The 23,793-nt window shown below is 75.2% G+C and carries 20 protein-coding genes; 6 read left to right on the top strand and 14 right to left on the bottom strand.

The features are described 5' to 3' along the window. Positions 1-44: 44 nt before the first annotated feature. The gene (gene sepH, locus O2V61_RS02730; protein WP_269181797.1) at positions 45-1,046 is read right to left on the bottom strand and encodes a septation protein SepH; all 1,002 of its coding nucleotides are present in this window, start codon (positions 1,044-1,046) and stop codon (positions 45-47) included. 286 nt (positions 1,047-1,332) lie between these two features. On the opposite strand from sepH, the gene O2V61_RS02735 reads away from it, so the two are divergent. The 3 genes from O2V61_RS02735 to O2V61_RS02745 all read left to right on the top strand — a co-directional run bounded on the left by O2V61_RS02735 (position 1,333) and on the right by O2V61_RS02745 (position 6,604). Beyond that, positions 1,333-3,117, top strand: a complete 1,785-nt coding sequence (locus O2V61_RS02735) for an N-acetylglutaminylglutamine amidotransferase (RefSeq protein ID WP_269181798.1) — start codon at positions 1,333-1,335, stop codon at positions 3,115-3,117. A gap of 138 nt (positions 3,118-3,255) precedes the next feature. Beyond that, the gene (locus O2V61_RS02740; protein WP_269181799.1) at positions 3,256-5,112 is read left to right on the top strand and encodes a S9 family peptidase; all 1,857 of its coding nucleotides are present in this window, start codon (positions 3,256-3,258) and stop codon (positions 5,110-5,112) included. A 7-nt stretch (positions 5,113-5,119) separates the two neighbouring features. Then, positions 5,120-6,604: a circularly permuted type 2 ATP-grasp protein gene (locus O2V61_RS02745; protein ID WP_269181800.1), complete on the top strand. Its 1,485-nt coding sequence runs from the start codon at positions 5,120-5,122 to the stop codon at positions 6,602-6,604. Positions 6,605-6,635: 31 nt separating this feature from the next. On the opposite strand, the gene galE is transcribed toward O2V61_RS02745, so the two are convergent. The 12 genes from galE to O2V61_RS02805 all read right to left on the bottom strand — a co-directional run bounded on the left by galE (position 6,636) and on the right by O2V61_RS02805 (position 19,552). Further along, positions 6,636-7,607, bottom strand: a complete 972-nt coding sequence (gene galE, locus O2V61_RS02750; RefSeq protein WP_269181801.1) for a UDP-glucose 4-epimerase GalE — start codon at positions 7,605-7,607, stop codon at positions 6,636-6,638. After that, positions 7,604-8,314 (bottom strand): PIG-L deacetylase family protein, encoded by a 711-nt coding sequence (locus O2V61_RS02755; protein WP_269181802.1) that lies wholly within the window; start codon positions 8,312-8,314, stop codon positions 7,604-7,606. Before O2V61_RS02755 ends, galE begins: the two co-directional genes overlap by 4 nt. Further along, a complete protein-coding gene (locus tag O2V61_RS02760) occupies positions 8,314-9,522 on the bottom strand; it encodes a glycosyltransferase family 4 protein (protein WP_269181803.1) in 1,209 nt (402 codons plus the stop codon). Before O2V61_RS02760 ends, O2V61_RS02755 begins: the two co-directional genes overlap by 1 nt. A 10-nt stretch (positions 9,523-9,532) precedes the next feature. Next, complete coding sequence (locus O2V61_RS02765; RefSeq protein ID WP_269181804.1) at positions 9,533-10,363, bottom strand: sugar phosphate isomerase/epimerase family protein; 831 nt, start codon at positions 10,361-10,363, stop codon at positions 9,533-9,535. Next, positions 10,360-11,802, bottom strand: coding sequence for a YcaO-like family protein (locus tag O2V61_RS02770; RefSeq protein WP_269181805.1), 1,443 nt, complete (start codon positions 11,800-11,802; stop codon positions 10,360-10,362). The genes O2V61_RS02765 and O2V61_RS02770 overlap by 4 nt, the downstream gene beginning before the upstream one ends. Then, on the bottom strand, positions 11,799-12,683 hold the full coding sequence (locus tag O2V61_RS02775; RefSeq protein WP_269181806.1) for an MBL fold metallo-hydrolase: 885 nt from the start codon (positions 12,681-12,683) through the stop codon (positions 11,799-11,801). Before O2V61_RS02775 ends, O2V61_RS02770 begins: the two co-directional genes overlap by 4 nt. After that, the gene (locus O2V61_RS02780) at positions 12,680-13,711 is read right to left on the bottom strand and encodes a Gfo/Idh/MocA family protein (RefSeq protein ID WP_269181807.1); all 1,032 of its coding nucleotides are present in this window, start codon (positions 13,709-13,711) and stop codon (positions 12,680-12,682) included. The genes O2V61_RS02775 and O2V61_RS02780 overlap by 4 nt, the downstream gene beginning before the upstream one ends. Beyond that, complete coding sequence (locus tag O2V61_RS02785; protein WP_269181808.1) at positions 13,708-14,751, bottom strand: class I SAM-dependent methyltransferase; 1,044 nt, start codon at positions 14,749-14,751, stop codon at positions 13,708-13,710. The genes O2V61_RS02780 and O2V61_RS02785 overlap by 4 nt, the downstream gene beginning before the upstream one ends. After that, entirely contained in the window at positions 14,748-15,650 is a 903-nt protein-coding gene (locus O2V61_RS02790) for a hypothetical protein (RefSeq protein WP_269181809.1), read from the bottom strand. The genes O2V61_RS02785 and O2V61_RS02790 overlap by 4 nt, the downstream gene beginning before the upstream one ends. Beyond that, complete coding sequence (locus O2V61_RS02795) at positions 15,647-16,897, bottom strand: inositol-3-phosphate synthase (RefSeq protein ID WP_269181810.1); 1,251 nt, start codon at positions 16,895-16,897, stop codon at positions 15,647-15,649. Before O2V61_RS02795 ends, O2V61_RS02790 begins: the two co-directional genes overlap by 4 nt. A 407-nt stretch (positions 16,898-17,304) precedes the next feature. Further along, complete coding sequence (gene serC, locus O2V61_RS02800) at positions 17,305-18,420, bottom strand: phosphoserine transaminase (protein ID WP_269181811.1); 1,116 nt, start codon at positions 18,418-18,420, stop codon at positions 17,305-17,307. A gap of 13 nt (positions 18,421-18,433) precedes the next feature. Further along, a complete protein-coding gene (locus O2V61_RS02805; RefSeq protein WP_269181812.1) occupies positions 18,434-19,552 on the bottom strand; it encodes a citrate synthase 2 in 1,119 nt (372 codons plus the stop codon). Between the two features lie 143 nt (positions 19,553-19,695). Here O2V61_RS02805 and pdxH point away from each other — a divergent pair, with 143 nt between their 5' ends. The 3 genes from pdxH to O2V61_RS02820 all read left to right on the top strand — a co-directional run bounded on the left by pdxH (position 19,696) and on the right by O2V61_RS02820 (position 23,033). Continuing rightward, positions 19,696-20,343 carry a pyridoxamine 5'-phosphate oxidase gene (gene pdxH, locus O2V61_RS02810; RefSeq protein ID WP_269181813.1) on the top strand — a complete coding sequence of 216 codons (648 nt, stop codon included), beginning with the start codon at positions 19,696-19,698 and terminating at the stop codon, positions 20,341-20,343. A gap of 47 nt (positions 20,344-20,390) precedes the next feature. Further along, a complete protein-coding gene (locus tag O2V61_RS02815; protein WP_269181814.1) occupies positions 20,391-21,743 on the top strand; it encodes an MFS transporter in 1,353 nt (450 codons plus the stop codon). Between the two features lie 108 nt (positions 21,744-21,851). Beyond that, positions 21,852-23,033 carry a glucose-1-phosphate adenylyltransferase family protein gene (locus O2V61_RS02820; protein ID WP_269181815.1) on the top strand — a complete coding sequence of 394 codons (1,182 nt, stop codon included), beginning with the start codon at positions 21,852-21,854 and terminating at the stop codon, positions 23,031-23,033. Between the two features lie 39 nt (positions 23,034-23,072). On the opposite strand, the gene O2V61_RS02825 is transcribed toward O2V61_RS02820, so the two are convergent. Further along, positions 23,073-23,756, bottom strand: a complete 684-nt coding sequence (locus O2V61_RS02825) for a UdgX family uracil-DNA binding protein (RefSeq protein WP_269181816.1) — start codon at positions 23,754-23,756, stop codon at positions 23,073-23,075. Between the last annotated feature and the right edge of the window lie 37 nt (positions 23,757-23,793).

The raw sequence follows: 23,793 nt of genomic DNA on the forward strand, positions 1-23,793 counted from the left end.
CCGACCGGGACGAACGGATTACGGGCCGGGTCGAGCCGCCGGGCTCAGCGGTTCCGGCGGACCCCGAAGACGATGTCCTCCCAGGCGGGGATGCGGGCGCGCGGGTCCTCGGTCTCGCCGTCGAGCAACGTGCCCAGCACCGCGGTGTCCTGGCTGTCGGGGTCGACGGCGTCGTAGGCGCTGCGACGCGGGGGGCCGTCGGCCGGGCGCTCCTCGCCGGGGACGACGACGTCCTCGGCAGGCACCTCGTCGACGGGAGCGTCGTCGGGGAGGGACACGTCCTCGGGGAGCGCGTCGCCCGGGCCCGCCGTCCACGCCTCGTCGTCCGTCCCGGGGTCGTGTTCGGCGCCGTCGTCACCGGCCGCCTCGACCTCGGCGTCCTCCCCGTCATGCAGCACCGAGATCCCCCGGCGGGCGACCGGCGCGGCGGGCAGGCCGGCCGGGACGTCGGGGACCACCCGGACCAGCCGGGTGCCCTCGGCGAAGTCCATCGTCGCGGCGTCGACCGGGGTGACCGTGCGGGCGGGCAGGTCGTAGCTCCAGCGGGTGCTGCCGGACTTGTGGTCGGCCTCCCAGTCCGCCTGCACCTGCCAGGTGCCGTCCTCGGCGCGGTGGGCGTCCCAGCGGACGGCCTCCAGGTCGGCGCCGAGCAGCCGCAGCCGCTCGGACATGAAGTGCTCCAGGGGCACGCTGGGCGTGCCCTCGGACAGTCGCACCCGGGCACCGCGGGCCTGCTCGGCGACCCGGGCACGCTCCTGCAGCACCGGGTGGGCGAAGCGCATGATCCGCTCGACCCGGGTGCCGGAGGCGTGCGCCACCTGCTCGGGGGTCTCGCCGGCCCGGATCCGGGCCTGGATGACCCGCGGGGGCAGCTCGTGGGCCACCTCGGCCGGGGGCTGGGCCGGGGCGCCGGCACGCAGGAGCTGCCGCAGCCGGTCGTCCACGGGCAGCTCGAAGCGCCCGCCGTCGGTCGAGTCGGGCGCGTCCGCGGCGAGCACCAGGTGCGTGCCGTCCTCGGAGAGCGCCACGAGGCGCAGTGAGCGCATGGGAGCGACCTCCAGGACGGTTCGGCGCAGTTCGCAGACCGACACAACGCTAACGGCGCACCCGCGGGCCCGCGCCGCCGACACGCCCGGTACGGCGCGTCGGCTCGACAGCGGCGCCGGAGAGCTCCTCGTGCTCACCGCCAGGCCCGGTCGCCGCGCCCCGTCGCAACGACCAGAATGGGCACCTCGGCAGCCTGCGGACCCTCGGCCACGTGCCGAGGGGGACGGCGGGACAGTGAGCCGGCGCAGCGCGGCGCCGCACCACAGGAACAGGGGAGGGGCGCACGTGTGCGGCATCTCGGGTGAGGTCCGGTTCGACGGGGGCGTCGCCGACATGGCGGCGGTCAGCGCCATGTGCGACCAGCTGCAGCGACGGGGGCCGGACGGCTCCGGCGGCTGGCAGGCCGGGCCGGTCGCGCTCGGTCACCGGCGGCTGAAGATCATCGACCTGACCGACGCCGGCGCCCAGCCGATGGTCGACCCGGAGCTCGGGCTGACGATGGTCTTCAACGGGATCATCTACAACTACAAGGAGCTGCGCGCCGAGCTGCAGGGCGCCGGCTACCGCTTCTTCTCCACCTCCGACACCGAGGTGGTGCTCAAGGCCTACCACCGGTGGGGTGCGGCCTGCGTCGAGCGCTTCCTGGGCATGTTCGCCTTCGCCGTCGTCGAGCGGGACTCCGGCCGGGTGGTCCTGGCCCGCGACCGCTTCGGGATCAAGCCGCTGTACCTCAGCCGCGGGCCGGGGCGGGTGCGGTTCGCCTCCTCGCTGCCCGCGCTGGTGCGCGCCGGTGGCGTGGACACCAGCATCGACCCGGTCGCGCTGCACCACTACATGTCCTTCCACGCCGTCGTCCCGGCGCCGCGGACGATCCTGGCCGGGGTGGGCAAGCTGCCGCCGGCCACGGTGCGCACCTACGAGGCCGACGGCCGGGAGTCCGACTGGGAGTACTGGCGCCCGGTCCACGAGCGGCGGGCCGAGTTCGCCGGCCTCGACGCGGTCGAGTGGCAGGAGCGGGTGCTGGAGTCGCTGCGCGTGGCCGTGCGCCGGCGGATGGTCGCCGACGTCCCGGTGGGCGTGCTGCTGTCCGGGGGCATCGACTCGAGCCTCGTCGTCGGGCTGCTGGCCGAGGAGGGGCAGAAGGGGCTGGCCACGTTCTCCATCGGCTTCGAGGCCGTGGGCGAGCGGTCCGGTGACGAGTTCGCCTACTCCGACGTCGTCGCCGAGACCTTCGGCACCGACCACCACCGGCTGATGGTGCCCAGTGCCGACGTGCACGCCGGCCTCGACGGCGCGGTCGCGGCGATGAGCGAGCCGCAGGTCAGCCACGACGCGGTCGCCTTCTACCTGCTCTCCCAGCAGGTCAGCCAGCACGTCAAGGTGGTGCAGAGCGGGCAGGGCGCCGACGAGGTGATGGCCGGCTACGACTGGTACCCGCCGCTGGACGGCGTCCCGGCCGAGGAGGCCGTCGACGCCTACGCGCGGGTCTTCGTCGACCGGTCGCACGCCGAGCTGACCACCCAGCTCGCCGACCGCTGGATGGTGACCGACGACGTCAGCCGGGCGCTGATCGCCGAGCACTTCGCCCGGCCCGGCGCGGACACCACCCTGGACAAGGCGCTGCGGCTGGACTCGACGATCATGCTGGTCGACGACCCGGTCAAGCGGGTCGACAACATGACGATGGCCTGGGGCCTGGAGGCCCGCGTGCCGTTCCTGGACCACGAGTTCGTGGAGCTGGCCGCCGCCGTCCCGCCGGAGCTCAAGCTGGCCCACGGCGGGAAGGGCGTGCTCAAGGACGCGGCCCGCTCGGTCATCCCCGCCGACGTGATCGACCGGCCGAAGGGCTACTTCCCGGTGCCGGCGATCACCGACCTGCACGGTGACTACCTGGAGACGGTGCGCGCGGCGCTGCACGCACCGGAGGCCCGGGAACGCGGCCTGTTCCGCACCGACTACGTGGAACGGCTGCTCGCCGACCCGAACAGCCACCGCACCACGCTGGGTGCCAACCAGCTGTGGCAGGTCGGCCTGCTGGAGCTGTGGCTGCAGCGGCACGGCATCCGCTGACCTGAGGTGGCCGCGCTCACGGCGCGGCGTGGAACAGCACCACGGGGGCATCTGCTGCACTCGGGGGCGAGGGACGGCGTGGTCCAGGCGGCCTCACCCCGACGCGCCGACCCACCGATCCCCGACCGAGGAGGTGCCGTGACCGACGTGCTGCGCGAGGCAGGGCTCCCCACGGGGGTGCGCCTCGCCGTCGCCGAGATCGCCGGAGCGCCGGGCGCCTGGTGCCCCAGCCTGGCGCCGACGGGGGGCCGGGTCGCCTACGTCAGCGACCGCTCTGGCGTCCCCCGGCTGGAGGTCGCGGCGCTGGACCAGCAGACCCCGCCCGCGGTGCTGTCCGGTGCCGAGGAGGAGGTCGTCTCGGTCGCGTGGTCGCCGGACGGCGAGTGGCTGGCCTACCTGGTGAGCCCCGGCGGCTCCATCTGCGCGCAGCTGTGGGCCGTGCGGCCCGACGGCACCGACCGGCACCTGGTCGCCGGGCAGGACCCACGCGCCACCGTCTTCGCCGGCGGGTGGACCGCCGGTGGCCACTACGTCTGCTCGATCGCCCCCGGGGACGGCCCGGGCGCCGACGTCGTCCTGGTCGACGTGGTCAGCGGTGCCCACCGCACCCTGGCCACCGGCGGCTTCCTCGCCGTCACCGCGGTCTCCGCGGACGAGCGGACCGTGCTCGCCCGGCGGGGTCCGCGCGGGCACCGGCACATCGTGCTGGTCGACGTCGCCACCGGCGTCCAACGGCGGGTCATCCCGCTCACCGCCCCCGGGGGCGGCGCCTCCGAGGACGGCCGGTTCGCCCCGGACGGCTCGGCGGTCTTCCTCCGCGCCGCCCTCCCGGCGCGGCCCGGGCTGCCACGCAGCGACCGCACGGGGCTGGTCCGCGTCCCGCTGGACGCCGACCGGCAGCCGGGCCCGGCCCAGGTGGTCCTCGCCCGCCCCGACGCCGACCTGGACTCCTACGCCGTGCGCGCCGACGGGACGGTGCTGTGCGTCTGGAACGCCGACGGGGTCACCGAGCTGGAGCTGCGGGACCTCACTGACGGCGGCCGGCTGCGTGCCGTCGCGCTGCCGCACCCGGTCATGCCCGGCTGGTCCCTGTCGGCCGACGGCGGGACGCTGCTCGCCGAGCTGACCGGCCCCACCTCCCCCCGGTCGCTGTGGTCGGTCCCGCTGGACCGCGACGGGGAGCCGGTGCCGCTGCCCAGCACGCCCCGCCACCCCGACCCGCGCCTGCTGGTCACGCCGGTCCGGCTGCGTTACCCGGCCGCCGACGGGACCGAGCTGGACGGCTGGCTCTACACCCCGGCAGGGCTGGCCGGCCCCAACCGGACGGTGGTGAGCTTCCACGGCGGCCCGGAGGGGCAGGAACGGCCGGACTACCACCCGGTGGCGCAGTCGCTGGTCGCAGCCGGGCTGACGGTCTTCGCGCCGAACGTGCGCGGCTCGGGCGGGTACGGCCGGGCGTTCATGGCCGCCGACGACCTCGCCGCCCGCGAGGAGTCGTTCACCGACGTCGTCGCCACCGTCGAGCACCTGGTGGCCGAGGGGATCGCGCTGCCCGGCCGGGTCGGTGCGCACGGCTGGTCCTACGGCGGCTACCTGACGCTGGTGGCGCTCACCCGCTGGCCGGACCTGTTCGCCGCCGGCGCGACGCTGGCCGGGATGAGCGACCTGCGCACCTTCTTCGCGGGCACCGAGCCGTGGATGGCCGCGGCCTCGGTCACCGAGTACGGCGACCCGGTGACCGACCGGGACATGCTGGCCGCGATCTCCCCGATGACCGTGCTGGACCGGCTCCGGTCCCCGGTGCTGCTCACCCACGGCGACCGGGACACCAACGTGCCGGTGCTGGAGTCGATCCAGGCGCACCAGGAGCTGACCGCCCTCGGTGCCCCGGTCGAGCTGCTCCTCCTGCGGGGTGAGGGTCACACGATCGTGGGACGGGAGAACCTGCTGCACCTGTCGGAGCGGGTCGCGGAGTGGTTCGATCGCTGGCTGTGAGCCCGCGATGACCGACGCCTCCGGCGTCTTCGCGCCCTACCCCGGCTCGGCACGCGATGAGGCGGTGGGCGCAGCAGGGTCGCTCCGGCCGGCCTACCGGCCCGTGCTGCAGGTGCTCGACGAGCTCGGCCCCGGCGGGATCAGCGCGCTCGTCGACGAGGTCGCCCGGGAACGCCGGGACCGCGGGGTGGTGGTCGGCGGCCACGTCGACGGCCGGTTGCAGGAGCGGCCGCTCCCGCTGTGCCCGGTGCCCCGCCTGCTCTCCGCCGCCGACTGGTCCTCCGTCGCCCGCGGCGCCGAGCAGCGGCACCGGGCGCTGAACGCCTTCCTCGCCGACGTCTACCGCCCGGCCGGGCGGCGGCGCACCGACCCCGACCGGCATGCTGAGGTGGTCCGCGCCGGCGTCGTGCCGGCATGGGTGGTCGCCGCCAGCCCGGGGCTCCGCGCCTCGGCGGCCGGCCTGGCCGCGCCGGGCCAGCCGCGGGTCACCGTCTCCGGGCTGGACCTGCGGCACGGCCCCGGCGGATGGGTGGCGGTCGCGGACGACCTGTCGACGCCCTCGGGCATCGGGCACGCGATCAGCGACCGGGTCAGCAGCCGGGCCGCGCTGCCGGAGCTGCACGCCGCGGCGGAGGCCGCGGGGCTCACCGACCCGGGCGAGGCGGTGCCGCTGCTGCGCGCGGCGCTGGCCGAGGCCGCGCCGCCGGCGTGCACCGGCACCCCCCAGCTGGCCCTGCTCTCCGAGGGGCCGCACAGCAGCAGCTGGTTCGAGCACCGGTTGCTGGCCGCGGCGATGGACGTCCCGATCGCCACGCCGGACACCCTCTGGCCGGCTCGCGGTGGCGGCGTGGCGGTGCAGGTGGACGGGCAGCGGCTGCGGGTCGACGTCCTCCACCGTCAGCTGGACGAGGCCGGGCTGGCCGCGCACCTGACCCCCAGCGGCGCGCCGCTGGACGCGCTGCTCGGTGCCGCGGTGCGGGCCGGGGAGCTGGCGCTGGCGAACGTCCCCGGCAACGGTGTGGCCGACGGCGAGGTCACCTACCGGTACGTGCCGGAGCTGATCCGCTTCTACCTCGGTGAGGAGCCGGTGCTGGACACCGTGCGCACCTGGCTGCTGGCCGACGACGCCGACCTCGCCGAGGTGCGTGACCGGCTGCACGAACTGGTCGTGCGGCCGGTCGACGGGTACGGCGGTTCCGGGGTGGTGGTCGGGCCTCGCTGCTCCGCGGCCGAGCTCGCCGAGCTGCAGGCGGAGGTGGCGGCCACCCCGCACCGCTTCATCGCCCAGGAGCCGGTCGACGGCTCCACGGTGCCCACCGTCGTCGACGGCGCCCTCGTGCCGCGGGCCGCCGGCCTGCGGGTGTTCACCGTCGCCGGGTCCACCACCCGGGCACTGCCCGCGCCGTGGACCCGGGTGGCGCCCGTGGAGGGCCCCGCCGCGCTGGACGGCCCGTACGGGAGCAAGGACACCTGGCTCCTGCCGCCGTCCTGAGCCCGTGGGCGGTCCGGCAGGGACCGACCGCTCACCGCGGTTGGAGCAGGCGCCAGGCGGTCCAGGCGCTGGTGACCATGTCCCGCAGGTCGCGTCGCGCGCGGAAGCCGAGCTCCCGCTCGATCCGGTCGACCGCGGCCACGACACGGGCCGGGTCCCCGGGCCGGCGGGCGGCGACGACCGGCGTGGTGTCCGCGCCGGTCACGTCCGCGATGACGCGGAGGACGTCGCGCACGCTGCAACCGGCCCCGGTGCCCACGTTGTAGGTGCCGCCGGGCGAGCCGGCGCTCAGCGCCCGCGCCGCGGCCAGGTGGGCGGCGGCGATGTCGGAGACGTGCACGTAGTCCCGGACGCCGGTGCCGTCGGGGGTGGCGTGGTCGTCGCCGAACACCACCGGGGGGTCGCCGGCGTCCAGGGCGGCGAAGACCATCGGCACCAGGTTGGCCGCGCCGGTGTCCCCGAGCCGGGGGTGCGCGGCGCCGGCCACGTTGAAGTAGCGCAGCGAGGTGGCGGCCAGCCCGTGCGCGGTGGCGCAGTCGCGCAGCACCCACTCGCTGATGAGCTTCGTCTGCCCGTAGGGCGAGAGCGGGAGGCACGGCGTGTCCTCGGTGACCGGGTCGGCGTCCGGGGCGCCGTAGACCGCGGCGCTGCTGGAGAACACGAACCGGCTCACCCCCGTGGCCCGGCAGCTCTCCAGCAGGGCGACCAGGCCCTCGACGTTCTCCGCGAAGTACCGGAGCGGATCGGCCACCGACTCCGCGACCGCCTTCTTGCCGGCCACGTGCACCACGCCCTGCACCGCGTGCTCGCGCAGCACCCGGCGGACCAGGCCACGGTCGCGGACCGACCCGACCTCCAGCGGGACCTCGGGCAGCCCGTCGAGCCTGCCGGCGTCGCCGCTGGACAGGTCGTCGAGCACCACCAGGCGCTCGCCCGCGGCGGCCATCGCGTGCACCACGTGTGCGCCGATGTAGCCGGCGCCGCCGGTGACCAGCCAGGTCATGCCCGGACCGCCAGCACGTCCAGCGCCGCCGACCCCGCCAGCAGCACCTCCGGCAGGTCGGCCAGCGCGGCGGCCATGCCGGCCTCGCCGCCGAACTGGAAGCCCAGCTGGCTGGCGTAGCACGCGCAGGCCTCGGCCCGCCGGGCCGGCACCTGGGGCAGCTCCACAGGGGAGAGGCCCGCGGGCAGCGCCTCCCCGGGGACGGCGTCGGGCCGGCGGAGCACGTAGGGGCTGTCCCGCCACCACAGCGTGGGCCGGTCCAGCGCTGCCACCGCGCGCAGCACCTGGAGGTGGTCCACGTGCGCGCCGAGGGCCTGCGGGGCCAGCCACAGGTCGGCGTCCCGACCGGCGAGCTGCGCCGCGACCTCGCGCCAGACGTCGTCGCCGGGGTGCACGCCGGCGAAGAGGTCCGGCGCGCTGGTGTAGCCGCGGTGCGGGGCCTCGGGCAGGTCCAGGTCGACCGCCGTCGCGTCCAGCACGGCCATCGCCGCGGCGTTCTCCGCCCGGCGCAGGGCCAGGTAGTCGACGTCGGCGGGCAGGCCCTTGTCCAGCTGGCAGGCCAGCGCGAAGCCGGTGGGGTCGGGCACGCTGCGGGTGAAGCAGGTGACCACGGTGACGTCGTGACCCGCGTCGGCGAGCCCGGCCAGGGTCGCCCCGGCGGAGAAGGCGGCGTCGTCCAGGTGCGGGCTGACCGCGAGCACGCGCATCAGAGCAGGTGCGCCGCGGACCGGAACCGGCAGGTCGGGTCCACCGTCGCCGGGAGCGTCCAGTCCAGGTCCGGGGCCGTGCCGGCCAGCTCGGTGTAGACGGCGTCGATGCTGCGGGCCAGCACCGGCCAGGAGTAGAGCCGGCGCACCTCCTCCAGCGCGGTGGTGGCCAGCCGGGTGCGCAGCGCGGCGTCGCCGAGCAGCCGGTCCAGCTCCTTCCGCAGGCCGGCGACGTCGCCGGGTTCGTGCAGCAGCCCGTTCTCCTCGTGTCGGAGGCAGTCCACGACGCCGACGCTGTCGGTGCTCACCGTGGGCAGTCCGCTGGCCATCGCCTCCAGCAGGGTGTTGCTGAACCCCTCGCTGTAGGTCGGGCTGACGAAGACGTCGGCCGCGCGGTAGACCGCCGGCGCGTCGTCCGGGGGCACGTAGCCGAGGAAGGTGGTGCGCCCGTCGGCGCGGGCCCTGGCCTCGTCCAGGTCCGGGCCGATGCCGGAGACGACCAGCCGGACTCCCTCGGGCAGCGCCTCCAGCAGGTCGAGCACGCCCTTGCGCCGGTCGACCCGGCCGTGGAAGAGCAGCACCGGCGGGTCGGCCAGGCTGCCCAGCGGCCGGTCGCCCGGGGTGAAGCGGTCGGTGTCGGTGGCGCCGGGCACGATCCGGAACCGCGCCGGGTCGGTGCCCAGGTTGCCGACCACCTCGTCCCGGAAGCTGGCGCTGCCGATCAGCACCGCGCCGGCGTGGTCGAGGACGGTGTGCATCGCGTCGGCGTGCGTGCTGCAGCAGGTGCCCACCCAGTGCCCGTCCCCGCCCTGGATGCTCACCAGGTTCGGCAGGCCGGTCCGCCGGGACGCCTCCAGCACGGCCAGCCCCGGCGGGTAGCCGTACTGGGCGTGCAGCACGTCGAAGGGACGCTGCTCGTGCAACTCGACGACGGTGCGCACGATCTCGGCGATGTCGCCCTCCCAGTCGGCGGGGACGACGGTCTCGCCGCGGCTGGGCAGGGCGTGCACCTCGACGCCGGCGGGCACCCGGTCGGCGGGTGGGACGCCGCCGCCGTAGACCCGGGTGCCGGCCTCGTCGTCCCGGTACTGGCTCACCAGGGTGACGTCGTGGCCCAGCGCCACCAGCTCGCGGAGCAGGTTCTCCGCGTAGACGCTCATCCCGCTGACCGCCGGCCAGTAGCGGCGGCTGACGAAGCAGATCCTCATGATGCTGTCCTCATGACTCGGCCTTCCTCAGCAGCTCGATGGAGCGGGGCACCATCTGGTGCGCCCGGTGACCGTCCCGGGAGAGCTCGAGGGTGACCAGCCGCTGGTAGCCGGCTGCGCTGAGTGCAGCCAGCACCGCCGGCAGGTCGACGTCGCCCTCGTCCAGCGGCAGGTGGTCGTGCACGCCGCGGCGCATCCCCTCGACCGCGACCGTGCCCAGGCGGTCGGCGAACGCGGCCACCGCCTCCTCCGGGGCGTACCGGCCGCTGACCACGCAGTGCCCGGTGTCCAGCGCGAGGGTCAGCCCCGGCACCTCGGCGGCGAGCCGGGCCCAGTCGTCGGCGTCCTCGACGAGCATCCCCGGCTCCGGTTCGACGGCCAGGTCGTAGGAGCGCCCGCCGTGGCTGTCGACCAGGGCCCGGACGCCGTCGACCAGCCAGCGCCACGCGTCAGCCCGGTCGACCCCGGGCTGGGGCACGCCGGCCCAGAAGCTCACCGCCTCGGCCCGCAGCACCTCGGCCAGGTCGCAGGCCAGTCGCAGGTAGGCCAGCCGGCGCTCCCGGCCCGCGGAGCTGGGGTTGACCAGCGTGGGCTCGTGCTTGACCCGCGGGTCGAGCAGGAAGCGCGCGCCGGTCTCGACGACCACGTCCAGGCCGAGGGCGTCGCAGCGGGCCCGCACCCGCTCGGCCTGGGCGAAGGCGTCCTCGGCGAACGGGTCCAGGTGGACCACGTCCAGGGTGAGGGCCACCCCGGCGTAGCCGGTGTCGGCGAGGAAGGTCAGCGCGTCGTCGAGCCGGTGGGAGGTGAGCCCGTTCGTGTTGTAGGCGTACCGCAGGCTCATGAGGCCACCGCCAGCGCCGCCACGTGCCGGCCGGGTTCGCGGTAGAGCGCGTACAGCTCGCCGACGGCGCGGTCGGCGCCGGCCCGGTCGAACCAGGCCGGTCCGCCCAGCCGGTCCTCCGCCTCGGCGGTCAGGTGCACGCGTGCCCAGCCGCCCGGGTCGGCGCCCACGACGGCGAGCCCGGCACCCGGGCCCTCCCGGTCGAGCAGCCGGCGGACGCCGCGCTCGCCGATCCGGCCGTAGGACATCGTCTCGGCCTCCAGGCCGGGGACGAGCACCTTGGCCGCGACCGCCTCGCCGATCGAGGGCTGCAGGTCGACCAGCACGTCGAGGCCCTCGGCGGCCAGCACGTCGGCCGGGTCGCCGCCGCCGGCGGGCAGGTCGGTGAACGCGACGGTGCGGCGGCGGGAGAACACCGACCCCCGCAGCAGGTCGGTCAGCCGGTCGGTGCCCAGCCGGGTCCAGCCGAGCATCGCCTGCAGGGCGCGGTCCTCCTCGACCATCCGCTCCGGTGGGTGCCCGTGCAGCCACTGGTCCAGGTAGCCCGGTGGGGTCGCCGCGGCGACCGCGTCCAGCGGGCCGTGCATGAACGCCTTGCGGGCGCGGGCGGCGGCGAACTCGTACAGCGCCTTGCGGACGGCGGCGTCCGGGTCGGGGGAGGCGGCCTCCCCACACGCGGTGACCATCATCGGCGCGGGCTCGGACCCGTCCCGCGAGCAGCCGACGGCGTAGACGGAGACGACGCCGTGCTCGGTGCTCGCCAGCTTGACCAGGACGTCGATGCCGGCTGCGTCCAGCCGGTCGAGCAGCGCCAGCGCGTCGGGATCGCGCAGCCCGGCGAGGTCGAGCACCACGCCCTGGTCCAGCGCGCGGAAGGTGGTGGCGTTGCCGTCGCGCTGCAGCAGCTCCAGCAGCGCGTGCGAGACCGCCCGGTCGGCGTCGAAGGCCGCGCCCTGGCCGTTGGTGATCACGGTGGTGAGCCAGCCGTCGGGCGGCGGGTCGCCGGGCAGCTCCTCCGGGGCGGAGACGACCAGCTCGGCGGGGACGAGCACCTGCTCGCCGTCCCGGGTGCGGGCCATCGGCAGCCACTGCAGCGGCCGGTCGTCGTCGTAGGCGCTGCCGGCCTCGAGGCACAACGTGCGGGGGTCGACCACCCGGTCGCGGCCCTCGGTGCGGGCCAGCTCGCGGTAGGAGCCGTGCACCCGGTCGAGGCAGGCGTGCGCGCGGATCGACAGCGCCATCTCGGCCATCTCGCCGAGCGCGCCGGTGCGGGCCTCCTCGCGAGTGGCGCCGTAGCCCAGCCCGCTGCCGCCGGGGTGCGCCGGGCTCGTGGCCAGGAAGGCGCTGTGCAGCGGCACGTCGAGGACGTCCAGCCCCTCGATCGGGAACTCCTCGACGCCGGGCGGGAACGAGTCGAGGTACCGCTGGGCGGTGCTCACAGCTCGGCCAGCGGGATCGGGGCGGCGTCCGGCCGGCCGGCGAGCAGCCGCTGCACCAGGTGCACGACGTGGTCGGTGGTCACGCCGGGCACCAGCTCGAACGGCGTGGCCACGGCGCCGAACTCCAGCTCGGCGACGACCGCCAGGTACTCGCGCAGCTCGCCGTGGGAGAGCGGGATCTGGGCGTGGAACGCCTTGTGCGCGCTCAGGCCCACCGGGTTGCCGTCGCCGTCCAGGTCGACCTTGAGCGAGTCACCGCAGAACAGCACCCCGCGCCGGCTGTCGTGCAGCACCGAGTGCCCGGGGAAGTGCCCGCCGGTGCGGTGCAGGGTCAGGTCGGGGGCCAGCTCCAGGACGTCGTCGGCGGGCCAGGTGACCCGGAAGGCCTTGGTCCACTCCAGGTCGCGCACCCCCACGCAGACCGTGGCCGGCTCCAGCTCCAGCTGCAGCTGCCACAACGCGCCGTAGCCGTGCACGTGGCTGGAGGCCAGCACGTCGAACCCGCCCAGTTCGGTCGCCATCCGGCGCAGCTCGGCCAGCATCTCCGGCGTGTACCAGGGGGCGCACTCGAAACCGACCAGCCCGGCGTCGGTCTCGATCACCCAGCCGCGGCTGTCCAGCCCGAACCGCGGTTCGGTGCCGAACTCGGTGATGCCGGCGAGTGCGGTGGGCCGCCAGAAGCCGGTCACCAGCTCGTCGGCCTGCTTGGGCGTGACGAACTCGAAGCCGTGCTCGGGGAGGGCGTTGCGCACGTCGGCGCAGACCGGGCAGACCTGCGGGCCGGGGGCCGGCCAGCGCTGCCAGTGCCCGCAGTTGGTGCAGGCGAAGGCGGGCAGGTCCGGCAGCAGGCCGCGGTAGGGGTTGGTGGCTGGTGCGCTCATGCGGGCAGCTCTTCTCGGGCGGGGACGGGCAGGGCAGTTCGATCCAGGGCGGCCCGGTCCAGGGCGGTGACCAGCAGCCGGTGCAGCGCCAGGTCGCGGGCAGCGGGGAACGGCCAGGGCGTCGTCCCGGCGACGGCGGCGCCGAAGCCGGCGAACTGGGCGGTGAACGGGTCGGTGCCGGCGAACGGGACGTCGACCGGCTCGGGGCGGAACAGGGTGAGCGAGCCGCCGGCGGTCTGGCCCATCGTGTCCACGGCGACCGCGGTGCCCCGGGTGCCGACCACCTCCAGCCGGCGTCGGGGGAGGGCGTCGGGGCAGTTGTAGGCGACGTGCAGGTCGACCAGCACGCCACCGGTGGTGCGGCCGATGAGCAGCGCGCCGTCGTCGACCGGGTAGCGCTGCACCCGGCGCTGCAGCAGCGCGGTGAGCTCGACGACGTCCTCACCGAGCAGGACGCCGGCCAGGTCCAGGCCGTGCGGGGCGAGGTCGATCGCGGCGCCGCCACCGGCCCGTACCGGGTCGACGCGCCAGTTGTCGTGCGGCCGGCCGTCGGGTGACCAGTCGGCCGGCAGCCAGCAGCAGTAGACGACCCGCACGGCGGTGACCGTGCCCAGCTCGGGCACCAGCTCGCGCAGCCGCACGTGCGCGGGGTGCCAGCGCTGGTCGTAGGCGGTGCCGAGCAGCACGCCGGCCCGGTCGGCCGCGGCGACCGCGGCCTCGGCGTCGAGGACGTCGGCGGCCAGCGGCTTCTCGCACAGCACCGCGACGCCCGCCGCGGCGGCCGCCTCGACCACCTGCCGGTGCGCGGAGTTCGGCACCGCCACGTAGACGGCGTCGAGCCCGGGTGTGGCGAGGAAGGCCGCCAGGTCGGTCGTCGCCCGTGAGCCGGCGGGCATCCGCGCCAGGGCGTCGGGGTCGCGGTCGTGCAGGGCGACCAGGCGGGCACCGGGCACCTGCCGCAGCCCGGGGACGGCGTGGTCGCGGGCCACCCAGCCGCAGCCGGCCACACCCCAGCCGACGTCGCTCACCACTCCTCCGGCAGGTCGACGAGCAGTCGTCGGCGGGCGGCGTCGGCGGGCAGCAGCTCGGGCCAGCGGGCCGGCAGGTGACCCGAGCGGGGGCCGTACTCGGCGGCGTACCGGTCGCTGGGCCAGCGCAGCTCGCCGCCGACGTAGAGCGGGTTGGCCCGCAGCGGCCCGAGCGGCTCACCCAGGTCGACCGGCGCGGGTGCGCGCAGGTCACCGGCGACCAGGGCGATGGCCTCGCTGCTGGTCAGCCGGTCGGCCGGAGCCGGCACGGGCGGGCGCGCGGCCAGCAGCGCGGCGGTGAGCTCCGCGTCGTCGTAGAGCACGCTCGCGCCGAGCAGCCCGGCGTACTCCTGCGGGCTGAGCGGCTCACCGGCCGACACCGTGTCGGCGACGTGCGCGTGCCCGACGACGACGGTGCCGCCGGGCCCGGCGAGTGCGTGCATCGCGGCCGCCGCGGCCGGCTTGTCCCGCAGGAAGTAGAACGCGTCGTGACAGGTGACGTACGCCGGGCGGGGCACCTGCAGGTCCGGCGCCGCGGTCAGGTCGGCGCACACGTACCGGGCGCCGGGGCAGACGAAGCGCTGGGCGAGCCACAGCTTGGACCACACGACGTCCACGCCGACCAGCTCCGGCACACCGCGCCGGGACAGCTCGCGCAGCTGGGTGCCGATCCCGCAGGCGACGTCGACCACCGGCCGGTCGCCCGGCCAGTGCTGCCCGAGCAGCGCCAGCGTCGCCAGGTGTGTGGGGTCGGACCAGCGGTGGGCGAAGTAGTCGCCCACCCGCCCCATGCCCAGCAGCGCCATCGCCTCGCGCAGGCTGCGCGCGGCAGGCACCCGGGCCAGCTGCTCCGGCGGGGGTGCGGGCTGGGTCCACCAGTCGTCGGCGTCGGCGAACAGCGCGATCCGGGCCCGGTCGACCTCGCCGTCGGCCAGCAGGCGGGCGACCCGGTCCTGCAGCTCCTCCCGGCCGGCCCGGGCGAACGGGATGCCGTCGACGACCGGCACCCCGGTCGCGGTCAGGCCCGTCGCCGTGCTCACAACCCGGCCGCGGTGAGGACGTCGAGGTGGAAGGCCTGCACGGGTCCGGCGTGCACGAGCTCCAGGTCGTCCAGCGCCTGGGCGGCGGTGAAGGCGGCCGCCTGCGCGTGGTGGTGCACCTGGAGCACCCGGTCGAGCACGTCGGCGGCGTGGAAGGCCTGCGACTCCGGTGCCACGGCGTCGCCCCGCAGCAGCAGCACCTCACGCAGCCGGGCCGCCAGTGGGGTCGGCAGCGCCGCGAGCTCGCGTTCCTCCAGCGTGCCGATCACCCGGTCCAGGGCGCCGCCGAGCAGCACCTCCCCGGCGAAGCCGGCGTCGGGCAGCGCCACGTTGTGCAGGTGGTGGGCCAGCCCGACCAGGAAGGGTGCGACCGGGTCCGCGCCCACCACCGGCGCCAGCAGGCAGCCGTAGACGGCGACGGTGAGGCAGTGGTCGCCGTGGCTCTCCGGGGGCTCCACGACCACCCGCGGCTTGCCGGGGCTGGTCGCGCCGGCCCGCGGCTGGGCGTTCAGCGACACCGCCAGGGGCGGCGGCGGACCGGCCGGGCGCTGGGCGGCCAGGGCCGTCCGCAGCTGCTCGGCCAGCCCAGCGTCGACCGCCCCGGCGACCTCGTCGAATGCCCGCCGCAGCACCTGCTGCGCCTCGTCCTCGGCGAGCCCCGCCCCGGTCAGCACCGTCGCGTCGATGCCGGCCAGCCGGACCCGGGCCACGGCCGCCGCCGTCTCGGACAGGGCGACCGAGGCAGCGTCCTCACCCTGGACCAGCCGGGCCCAGGCCCGGCCGAACGCCTGCTCGGCCAGCGAGCCGTGCGCCCCTGCCACCCGGATCCGCTTGGCGTCCCCGATCCCGGCGAGCAGCGGGCGCAGCGCCGCGAGGGCCGGCAGCGCCGTCGTCGTCACCGGGAGCCGGTGACGACGTCGCTCCCGGTCTGCGGTGCCCCGCTGCTCAGCCACTCCATGAGGACGGACTCCTGGCGGTGCAGCGCGTGCTCGGGGGTGCTGCCGTCAGCGGTGATCGGGGCCTTGAAGAACCAGCCCAGGTGCCGCTGGATGCCGCCCTCACCGCGCTGCTGGGCCAGGTCGAGCAGCCGGACGATCTCCACCGCGAGCGGGGCGGCCAGGATCGAGTCCCGGCACTGGAAGTCGACCTTGATCTGCATCCGCTGGCCGAGGAAGCCGATCAGGTCGATGGCGTCCCAGGCCTCCTTCTGGTCACCGCGGGGCCGGTAGTAGTCGATCCGCACGACGTGGTCCTCGACCGGGTAGCCGAGGATCGAGTCGAGCACCTTGCCCTTGGTCTGCAGCTTGCTCTCCAGCGACGACGGGTCGTCCAGCGCGAGCCCGTCCCGGTTGCCCAGGATGTTCGTGGAGTACCAGCCCTCGACGGTCAGCGCGCGGCTGCGGAAGGCCGGCGCGAGCACCGTCTTCATCATCGTCTGGCCGGTCTTGCCGTCCTTGCCCGCGATCGGGACGTTGCGCTGCTCGGCCAGCTGGACCAGCGCCGGCACGTCGGCCGACAGCGAGGGGGTGAAGTTGGCGTACCCGACGTCCTCGCAGATCGCGGCGTAGGCGTAGACCATCGCCGGGGTGATGGCCCCGTCGTCGGCGTCCAGCCCGGCCTCGAAGGCCTCCGGGGTCTGCAGTGCGGGCGCCGCGGGGTCGGGCCAGCGCTCGGTGGAGGCGAGGTTCATCAGCACCAGGCCGTCGAGCTGCCGCTCCTCCCGGAACCGGCGCAGGTCGGCACGGACGGCGTCGGCCTGGGCGCGCCGGCCCTCGGCCAGCACGACGTTGCCGCCGGTGACGTTGCGGCAGAAGTCGGCGTCCCCGGCCGCGGGCCACGGGGTGATCTCGGACAGGAGTGGCTGGGCCTGTCGCAGCTGGCGGTCGTCCAGGACGCCGTGCTGCTCGGCCGCCTTGTAGAGGTCGGACCCGTCGAGGTCCCAGCCGCCGACGACCAGGTCGTCGTAGGCCACGAGGCCGGTGGCCTCCTCGACGGGGACGTCGCCGATCTTCAGACCGGCGAGAGGGAGGCCGTCGGCGGCGACGGCACCGAGCCGCAGCAGCTCGAGGCCGGCGATCGCGGTGGTCGCGACCGCACCTCCGAGCCCGACGATGGCGATGCCGACGCGGCGTGGGGACTGTGTCACGGGAGCTCCTCGGCGCTCAGGACCCGGCTGCATCCCGGGACTGTGCGGAGCCTCACACGACACAGTGGATCGTGCGACCAGAAGATGACGCACAACAAGGTTGTCATCGCCACCGATGTCCCTGCGGAGGTTGCTGGAGAGCCCGGGGCAGCAGGCAGATCGGTGAGACGGTGCAGGTCGACGCGCCGTCTCGGCTCGGAAGAGCCGCGTCGTCATTCCGCCCGGAGCGCGACACGCCGATGTAGATGACACGCCCAGAGCTCACCACCACGCGGGGTCACCAACGGCGCGCGTGGGCGCCGCCGGACCGACCGAGGGGGCAGGTCGGGCCCGACGGGCGCAGCGCAGCGGTGGTGTGGGACGGGGGCCGGCCGCCCGTCAGCTGGGGCGGGGGACCGGCCCGGGCGTCAGAGCCGGCCGACCAGGTGGTCGATGCAGGCGGTCAGCGCGCTGACGTCGTCCGGGTCGATCGCCGGGAACATGCCGACCCGCAGCTGGTTGCGGCCCAGCTTGCGGTACGGCTCGACGTCCACGACGCCGTGCGCGCGCAGCGTCTTGGCGACCAGTGCAGCGTCGACCGACTCGTCGAAGTCGACCGTCCCGACGACGAAGGAGCGCTGCTCGGGCTCGGCGACGAACGGCGAGGTGTAGGAGGTCTTCTCCGCCCACCCGTAGAGCCGGCTCGAGGACTCCTCGCTCCGCGCCACGGCACCGGAGAGCCCGCCCAGGCCCAGCATCCACTCGATCTGGTCGGCCAGCAGGAACAGCGTGGCGACCGCAGGGGTGTTGTAGGTCTGGTCCTTGCCGGAGTTGTCCACGGCGATCGACAGGTCCAGGAAGCCCGGGATCCAGCGGCCCGAGGCCTTGATCTCGGCCACCCGCGCCAGGGCCGCGGCCGACATCAGCGCGATCCACAGACCGCCGTCGCTGGCGAAGGACTTCTGCGGGGCGAAGTAGTAGACGTCGGTCTGGGCGACGTCGACCGGCAGCCCGCCGGCGCCGGACGTGGCGTCGATCAGCACGAGCGCGTCGGCGTCGATCCCCGTCGGGCGGGAGACCGGCGCCATGACCCCGGTCGAGGTCTCGTTGTGCGCCCACGCGTAGGCGTCGACCCCGGCCTCGGCCGCAGGCAGCGCCAGCGAGCCGGGTGCTGCCTTGGTGATCACCGGGGCGTCCAGGAACGGCGCCTCGGCGACCCCGGAGGCGAACTTCGCGGAGAACTCGCCGTAGCTGCCGTGCGCGCTGCGCTGCCGGATCAGGCCGATCGTCGCGGCGTCCCAGAACGCCGTCGTCCCGCCGTTGCCGAGCACCACCTCGTAGCCGTCGGGCAGGTCGAACAGCTGGGACAGGCCCTCCCGGACCCGCCGGACGAGGCCCTTCACCGGCGCCTGCCGGTGCGAGGTGCCCATCAGGCCGACCCCGGAGGTCGCCAGGGACTGCAGCGCCTCCGGGCGGACCTTGGAAGGGCCGCAGCCGAAGCGGCCGTCCCGGGGGAGCAGGTCGGTGGGGATGGTGATGCTCATGCTCGTCGTCCTCCTACGCGCTGATCGAGGTGGTCTGGATGGTGTCCCAGCCCTTGACGGCCTCGGGCTTGCGCGGGTCGGGCCCGACGTAGCGCGCCGACGGGCGCACCAGCCGGCCGGTGTTCTTCTGCTCCAGGATGTGCGCGCACCAGCCGGCCGTGCGGGCGCAGCTGAACATCGAGGTGAACATGTGGCTGGGCACCTCGGCGAAGTCCAGCACGATGGCCGCCCAGAACTCGACGTTGGTCTCGATCGGCCGGTCGGGACGGCGCTCGCGCAGCTCCTGCAGGGCCGCCTGCTCCAGGGCCAGGGCGGCCTCGAAGCGGGGGGCGCCGAGCTCCTCGGCGGCACGGCGCAGCACCCGGGCGCGGGGGTCCTCGGCGCGGTAGACGCGGTGCCCGAAGCCCATCAGCCGGTCGCCGGAGTCCAGCAGGTCCTTGACGAACCGCGTCGCGTCACCGGAGGCCTCGACGCCGTCCAGCATGTGCAGCACCCGGGAGGGGGCGCCGCCGTGCAGCGGGCCGGACATCGCCCCGATCGCCCCGGACAGCGAGGCGGCGACGTCGGCGCCGGTGGAGGCGATGACCCGGGCGGTGAACGTGGAGGCGTTCATGCCGTGCTCGGCGGCCGAGGTCCAGTAGGCGTCCACGGCGGCGACGTGCCGCGGGTCGGGCTCGCCGCGCCAGCGGACCATGAACCGCTCGACGATGGTCGAGGCCTCGTCGATCCGCTTCTGCGGCACGGCCGGGATGCCGATCCCGCGGGCGGACTGCGCCACGTAGGACAGCGCCATGACCGCGGCGCGGGCCAGCTCGTCGCGGGCCTCCTGGGCGGAGATGTCCAGCAGCGGGCGGTAGCCCCAGATCGGGGTCAGCATCGCCAGCGCGGCCTGCACGTCGACCCGGACGTCGCCGGTGTGCACCGGGATCGGGAACGGCTCGGCCGGGGGCAGGCCGGGGCCGAACTCCCCGTCGACCAGCAGCGCCCAGACGTTGCCGAAGGTGACCTTCCCGACCAGGTCCTCGATGTCGACGCCGCGGTAGCGCAGCGCCCCACCGTCCTTGTCCGGCTCCGCGATGGTGGTCTCGAAGGCGATGACGCCCTCCAGGCCGGGTACGAAGTCGTCGGCCATCTCGCATGCTCCTCTGCGCGCGGGTGGGGACGGACGCTGGTCAGCGCACGACGAGCCTCAACCTAGGGGCTGGCCGGCCCCGAGGTGCACCCCGGCTCCCGGCCAGCGGGCGGTGCGCGCTGCAACGGTGACAGCATGGGCCGGTGGCCGACCTGATCCGCATGCGCAGGGACTACGACGACAGCGGCTTCGGCGAGGAGGGCCTCGCGGCCACCTGGGTCGAGCAGTTCGACCGCTGGTTCGCCGACGCCGTCACCGCCGAGCTCCCCGAGCCCAACGCCATGGTGGTGGCCACTGCCGACGCCGACGGCATGCCCGATGCCCGCGTCGTGCTGATGAAGGGCTACGACGTCGACGGCTTCGTCTTCGGCACCAACTACGCCTCGGCCAAGGCCGCCCAGCTCGCCGTCAACCCCCGGGCGGCGCTGGTCTTCCCCTGGCACGCCCAGCAGCGGCAGGTCCGGGTCTCCGGTGCCGTCGAGCGGATCGGGCCGACCGCCTCGGACCTGCTGTGGGACCCGCGGCCCCGCGGCTCGCAGCTGGCCGCCGCCGCCTCGATCCAGTCGACCGTGGTGGAGTCCCGCGAGCTGCTGCGCACCCGGGTGGCCGAGCTGGACGCCCAGACCCCGCCCGGGCAGCTGCCGCGCCCGGAGAACTGGGGCGGCTACCGGGTGCTGCCCGAGCGGGTGGAGTTCTGGCAGGGCGGCCATGACCGCCTGCACGACCGGCTGGTGTTCGTGCGCGATGACGAGGAAGGCGGCGGCTGGGTCGTGCAGCGCCTCGCCCCGTGACGGACCCGCACCACGCTGACCACCACAATGGCCATTTCGGTGGCTCGGTGGACCCGGTGGACCCGGTGGACCCGGTCGAGGGCGGGCTGCCGGTGGAGCAGCCGCAGCCGGTGACCCGCCGGCGCGGCTGGGCGCTGGACACCACGCCGCTGCGCAACCGCGCCTTCCGCCGGGTCTTCGGTGGCGTCGCGGTCACGATGCTGGGCCAGCAGATGACGCTGGTCGCCGTCCCGTACCAGGTCTACGAGCTGACCGGCTCCTCGCTGATGGTCGGGCTCACCTCGGTGGTCGCGCTGGTGCCGCTGGTCGTCTTCGGCCTGCTCGGCGGGGCGATCGCCGACGCCATGGACCGCCGCGTGCTCATGTTGATCAGCTCCACGGGTGCCGCGGTCACCAGTGCGCTGCTCGCCCTGCAGGCGCTGCTGCCCGGGGACGGGCACATCAGCGTGCTGTGGCTGCTGGTCGCCGCCGTCTCCGGGTTCGCCGCGGTCAACCAACCCGCTCGCAGTGCGGTGATCCCGGCGCTGGTGGGGCGGGACCAGGTCGCGGCGGCGAACGCGCTGGCGATGACGGTGCGTCAGGCGGGCGTGGTCGTCGGGCCGCTGCTGGCCGGTCTGCTGATCGGCCTGGGCGACCTCTCGGTCGTCTACACGATCGACGCCATCGGCTTCGTCGTCGCCGTCCTGCTGCTGCGCGGGCTGCCGGCGCTGCCGCCGGAGGGCGTCTCCGGCCCGCTGCGGCTCGGCGCGGCCGTGCGCGGGGTGGGGGAGGGCTTCGCCTTCCTGCGCACCCAGCCGGTGCTGCTGATGACCTTCGTCGTCGACCTGATCGCGATGCTGTTCGCCTGGCCGCAGGCGGTCTTCCCCGAGCTGTCCCAGACCGTCTACCGCGGCGACGCGAACAGCCTGGGCTGGCTGTTCGCCGGGGTGTCGATCGGCTCGCTGCTGATGGGGCTGACCTCGGGGTGGGTGAGCCGGGTCGACCGGCAGGGTGCCGTCGTGCTGGCCGCCATCGCCGTGTGGGGGGTGGCGATCATCGGTTTCGGGCTCGCCTCGACGCTCTGGCTGGCCGTCCTCTGCCTCGCCGTCGCCGGCGCCGGCGACATGGTCAGCGCGGTGCTGCGCTCGGCGATGCTGCAGACAGCGGCGCCGGACGAGATGCGCGGCCGGATGCAGGGCGTGTTCATCGTGGTCGTGGCCGGCGGGCCTCGGCTGGGTGACCTGCGCGCCGGCCTGATGGCCAGCAGCGTCGGGGTCACCGCGGCGATGGTCTCCGGCGGTGTGGTGATCGTGGTCGTGATGGCCGTGGTCGCCGTCGCGGTGCCGTCGTTCTGGCTGTTCCGGGCATCGCGGGCCGACGAGGTCGCCCGGGACGCCCGGCGCCGGCTGGCGGCCGACTGACCTCCGCCATCGGTCACGAACCGCTGCCTCAGCCGTGGCGAGGCAGCGCTGGGTGACCAACGGCGTGTGTCGGGCGTGAGCCGGGCTCCGGCGGGTAGCTGTGCGGGCATGGCACTCCCGCGGGTCCTCGCCCTCGTCCTCGCTGGTGGCAAGGGCAGCCGGCTGGAACTGCTGACCGAGACCCGGGCCAAGCCCGCCGTCCCGTTCGCCGGGGTCTACCGGCTCATCGACTTCCCGCTGTCCAACTGCGAGCACTCCCAGATCCCCGACGTGTGGGTGTCGGAGCAGTACCAGCCGCAGTCGGTGAACGAGCACCTGGCCGGCGGCCGCCCCTGGGACCTGGACCGCACCACCGGCGGGCTGATGATGCTGCCGCCGTTCCAGGGCAGCGAGCGCGGCGGCTTCACCGCGGGCACCGCCGACGGGTTGTGGCGGCAGGCCGAGCTGATCCGGCAGTTCGCCGCCGACGCGCTCGTGGTGGTCAGCTCCGACGCCGTCTACAAGCTCGACTACCGCGCCGTCGTCGACGCCCACCTGGGTTCCGGCGCCGAGGTCACGATGGTGACCACCGAGGTCGACCCGGACGACGCCGCCCGCTACGGCATCGTCCAGACCGCGGACGGCGGGAAGGTCACCGACTACGCCTACAAGCCCGACGAACCGGCGACGACGACCGCCACCAACGAGGTCTTCGTGTTCTCCCCGGACGAGACCCTCGACCGGCTCGAGGCGATCCAGGACCAGGTCGGCGAGGACGGCCTGGAGGACCTGGGCACCCACCTGCTCCCCGCCCAGACGAAGGACGGCCTGGCGCGGGCGTACCGGCTGGACGGCTACTGGCGGGACGTCGGCACGGTCGAGTCCTACTGGGAGGCGCACCGGGAGTTCCGCTGCGAGGAGCCGCCGATCGACCTGGACGAGGCGAGCTGGCCCATCCACACCCGCGGCGGCCGGCGCAGTGCTGCGCGACTGCTGCGCGGCGCGGTGGTCGAGGACACCCTGGTCTCCGGGGGCACCCGGGTGGCCGGGGAGGTCCGCGGATCGGTGCTGTCACCGGGCGTGATCGTCGAGCCGGGGGCGACCGTCATCGACTCGGTGCTGCTGCCCGGTGCCCGGGTGTGCGCCGGGGCCACCGTCACCCGCGCCGTCCTGGACGACGGGGTGACGGTGGGCGAGCGGGCGACCGTCGGCGGGGACGGCGCGATCACCCTGGTCGGCCGGCGGGTGACGGTCGAGCCCGGCAGCGAGCTCGCGCCCGGGGCCCGCTTCCCGGAGCCCGAGGAGGACTGATCCTGGGGCCGGGGTCGCGACCTCGGCCCCTCTCGGGGATCAGGCGAGGGCGTGGGCGACGACCCGGAGGTCGGTCACGAGTGCGTCGTAGGCGGCGGCGCGGGCGTCGTCCGGCGTCCGGAGCACGGCCGAGGGGTGCGTCGTGGCCAGCACCCAGGTCTGGTGCGGGGCGTCCTCGTCCTGGTCGGCGTCGGGGAGCGCCGCCTCCGCCGCGCGGATGCCCGGTGGGGTCCACGGGAGCAGCTGCCCGTGCTCGCGGGTGATCCGGAACGACGGCGAGATCAGCGCCTTGGCCGCCACCGCGCCCAGGCAGACCACCACCTCCGGCTGGAGGACGGCGAACTCCGCCTCCAGCCACGCGCGGCAGGCCCGCAGGTGCTCGGCACCCGGGGACTGGTGGATCCGGCGCTTGGGGGTCGGCGTGAACCGGAAGTGCTTGACCGCGTTCGTCACGTAGGCGTCGCGCCGGTCGATGCCGGCCTCGGTCAGCGCCCGGTCCAGCAGCTTCCCGGCCGGGCCGACGAACGGCTCGCCGGTGCGGTCCTCCTGGTCGCCCGGCTGCTCACCGACGAAGACGACCCGCGCCGTCTCCGGGCCCTCGCCGAAGACGGTCTGGGTGGCCGGCTCACCGAGCTCGCACGCCCGGCAGCCGGCCGCCGCCTCCCGCAACCCGGCCAGGCCGACACCGCTGGGCACCTGGGCGGGGTGGTCACGTTCGCTCATGCGTCGATGACACCCGACCGGGGGCGCCACCGCAGCC

The sequence above is a fragment of the Modestobacter sp. VKM Ac-2985 genome, assembly GCF_026967925.1.
Lineage (GTDB): Bacteria > Actinomycetota > Actinomycetes > Mycobacteriales > Geodermatophilaceae > Modestobacter.

Excerpts from the sequence above, each read along its gene's own strand:
- O2V61_RS02760 (WP_269181803.1), bottom strand. The coding sequence starts at position 9,522 with ATGAGGATCTGCTTCGTCAGCCGCCGCTACTGGCCGGCGGTCAGCGGG.
- O2V61_RS02765 (WP_269181804.1), bottom strand. The coding sequence starts at position 10,363 with ATGAGCCTGCGGTACGCCTACAACACGAACGGGCTCACCTCCCACCGG.
- O2V61_RS02775 (WP_269181806.1), bottom strand. The coding sequence starts at position 12,683 with ATGAGCGCACCAGCCACCAACCCCTACCGCGGCCTGCTGCCGGACCTG.
- sepH (WP_269181797.1), bottom strand. The coding sequence starts at position 1,046 with ATGCGCTCACTGCGCCTCGTGGCGCTCTCCGAGGACGGCACGCACCTG.
- galE (WP_269181801.1), bottom strand. The coding sequence starts at position 7,607 with ATGACCTGGCTGGTCACCGGCGGCGCCGGCTACATCGGCGCACACGTG.
- O2V61_RS02755 (WP_269181802.1), bottom strand. The coding sequence starts at position 8,314 with ATGCGCGTGCTCGCGGTCAGCCCGCACCTGGACGACGCCGCCTTCTCC.
- O2V61_RS02825 (WP_269181816.1), bottom strand. The coding sequence starts at position 23,756 with ATGAGCGAACGTGACCACCCCGCCCAGGTGCCCAGCGGTGTCGGCCTG.
- O2V61_RS02820 (WP_269181815.1), top strand. The coding sequence starts at position 21,852 with ATGGCACTCCCGCGGGTCCTCGCCCTCGTCCTCGCTGGTGGCAAGGGC.
- O2V61_RS02805 (WP_269181812.1), bottom strand. The coding sequence starts at position 19,552 with ATGGCCGACGACTTCGTACCCGGCCTGGAGGGCGTCATCGCCTTCGAG.
- serC (WP_269181811.1), bottom strand. The coding sequence starts at position 18,420 with ATGAGCATCACCATCCCCACCGACCTGCTCCCCCGGGACGGCCGCTTC.
- O2V61_RS02745 (WP_269181800.1), top strand. The coding sequence starts at position 5,120 with ATGACCGACGCCTCCGGCGTCTTCGCGCCCTACCCCGGCTCGGCACGC.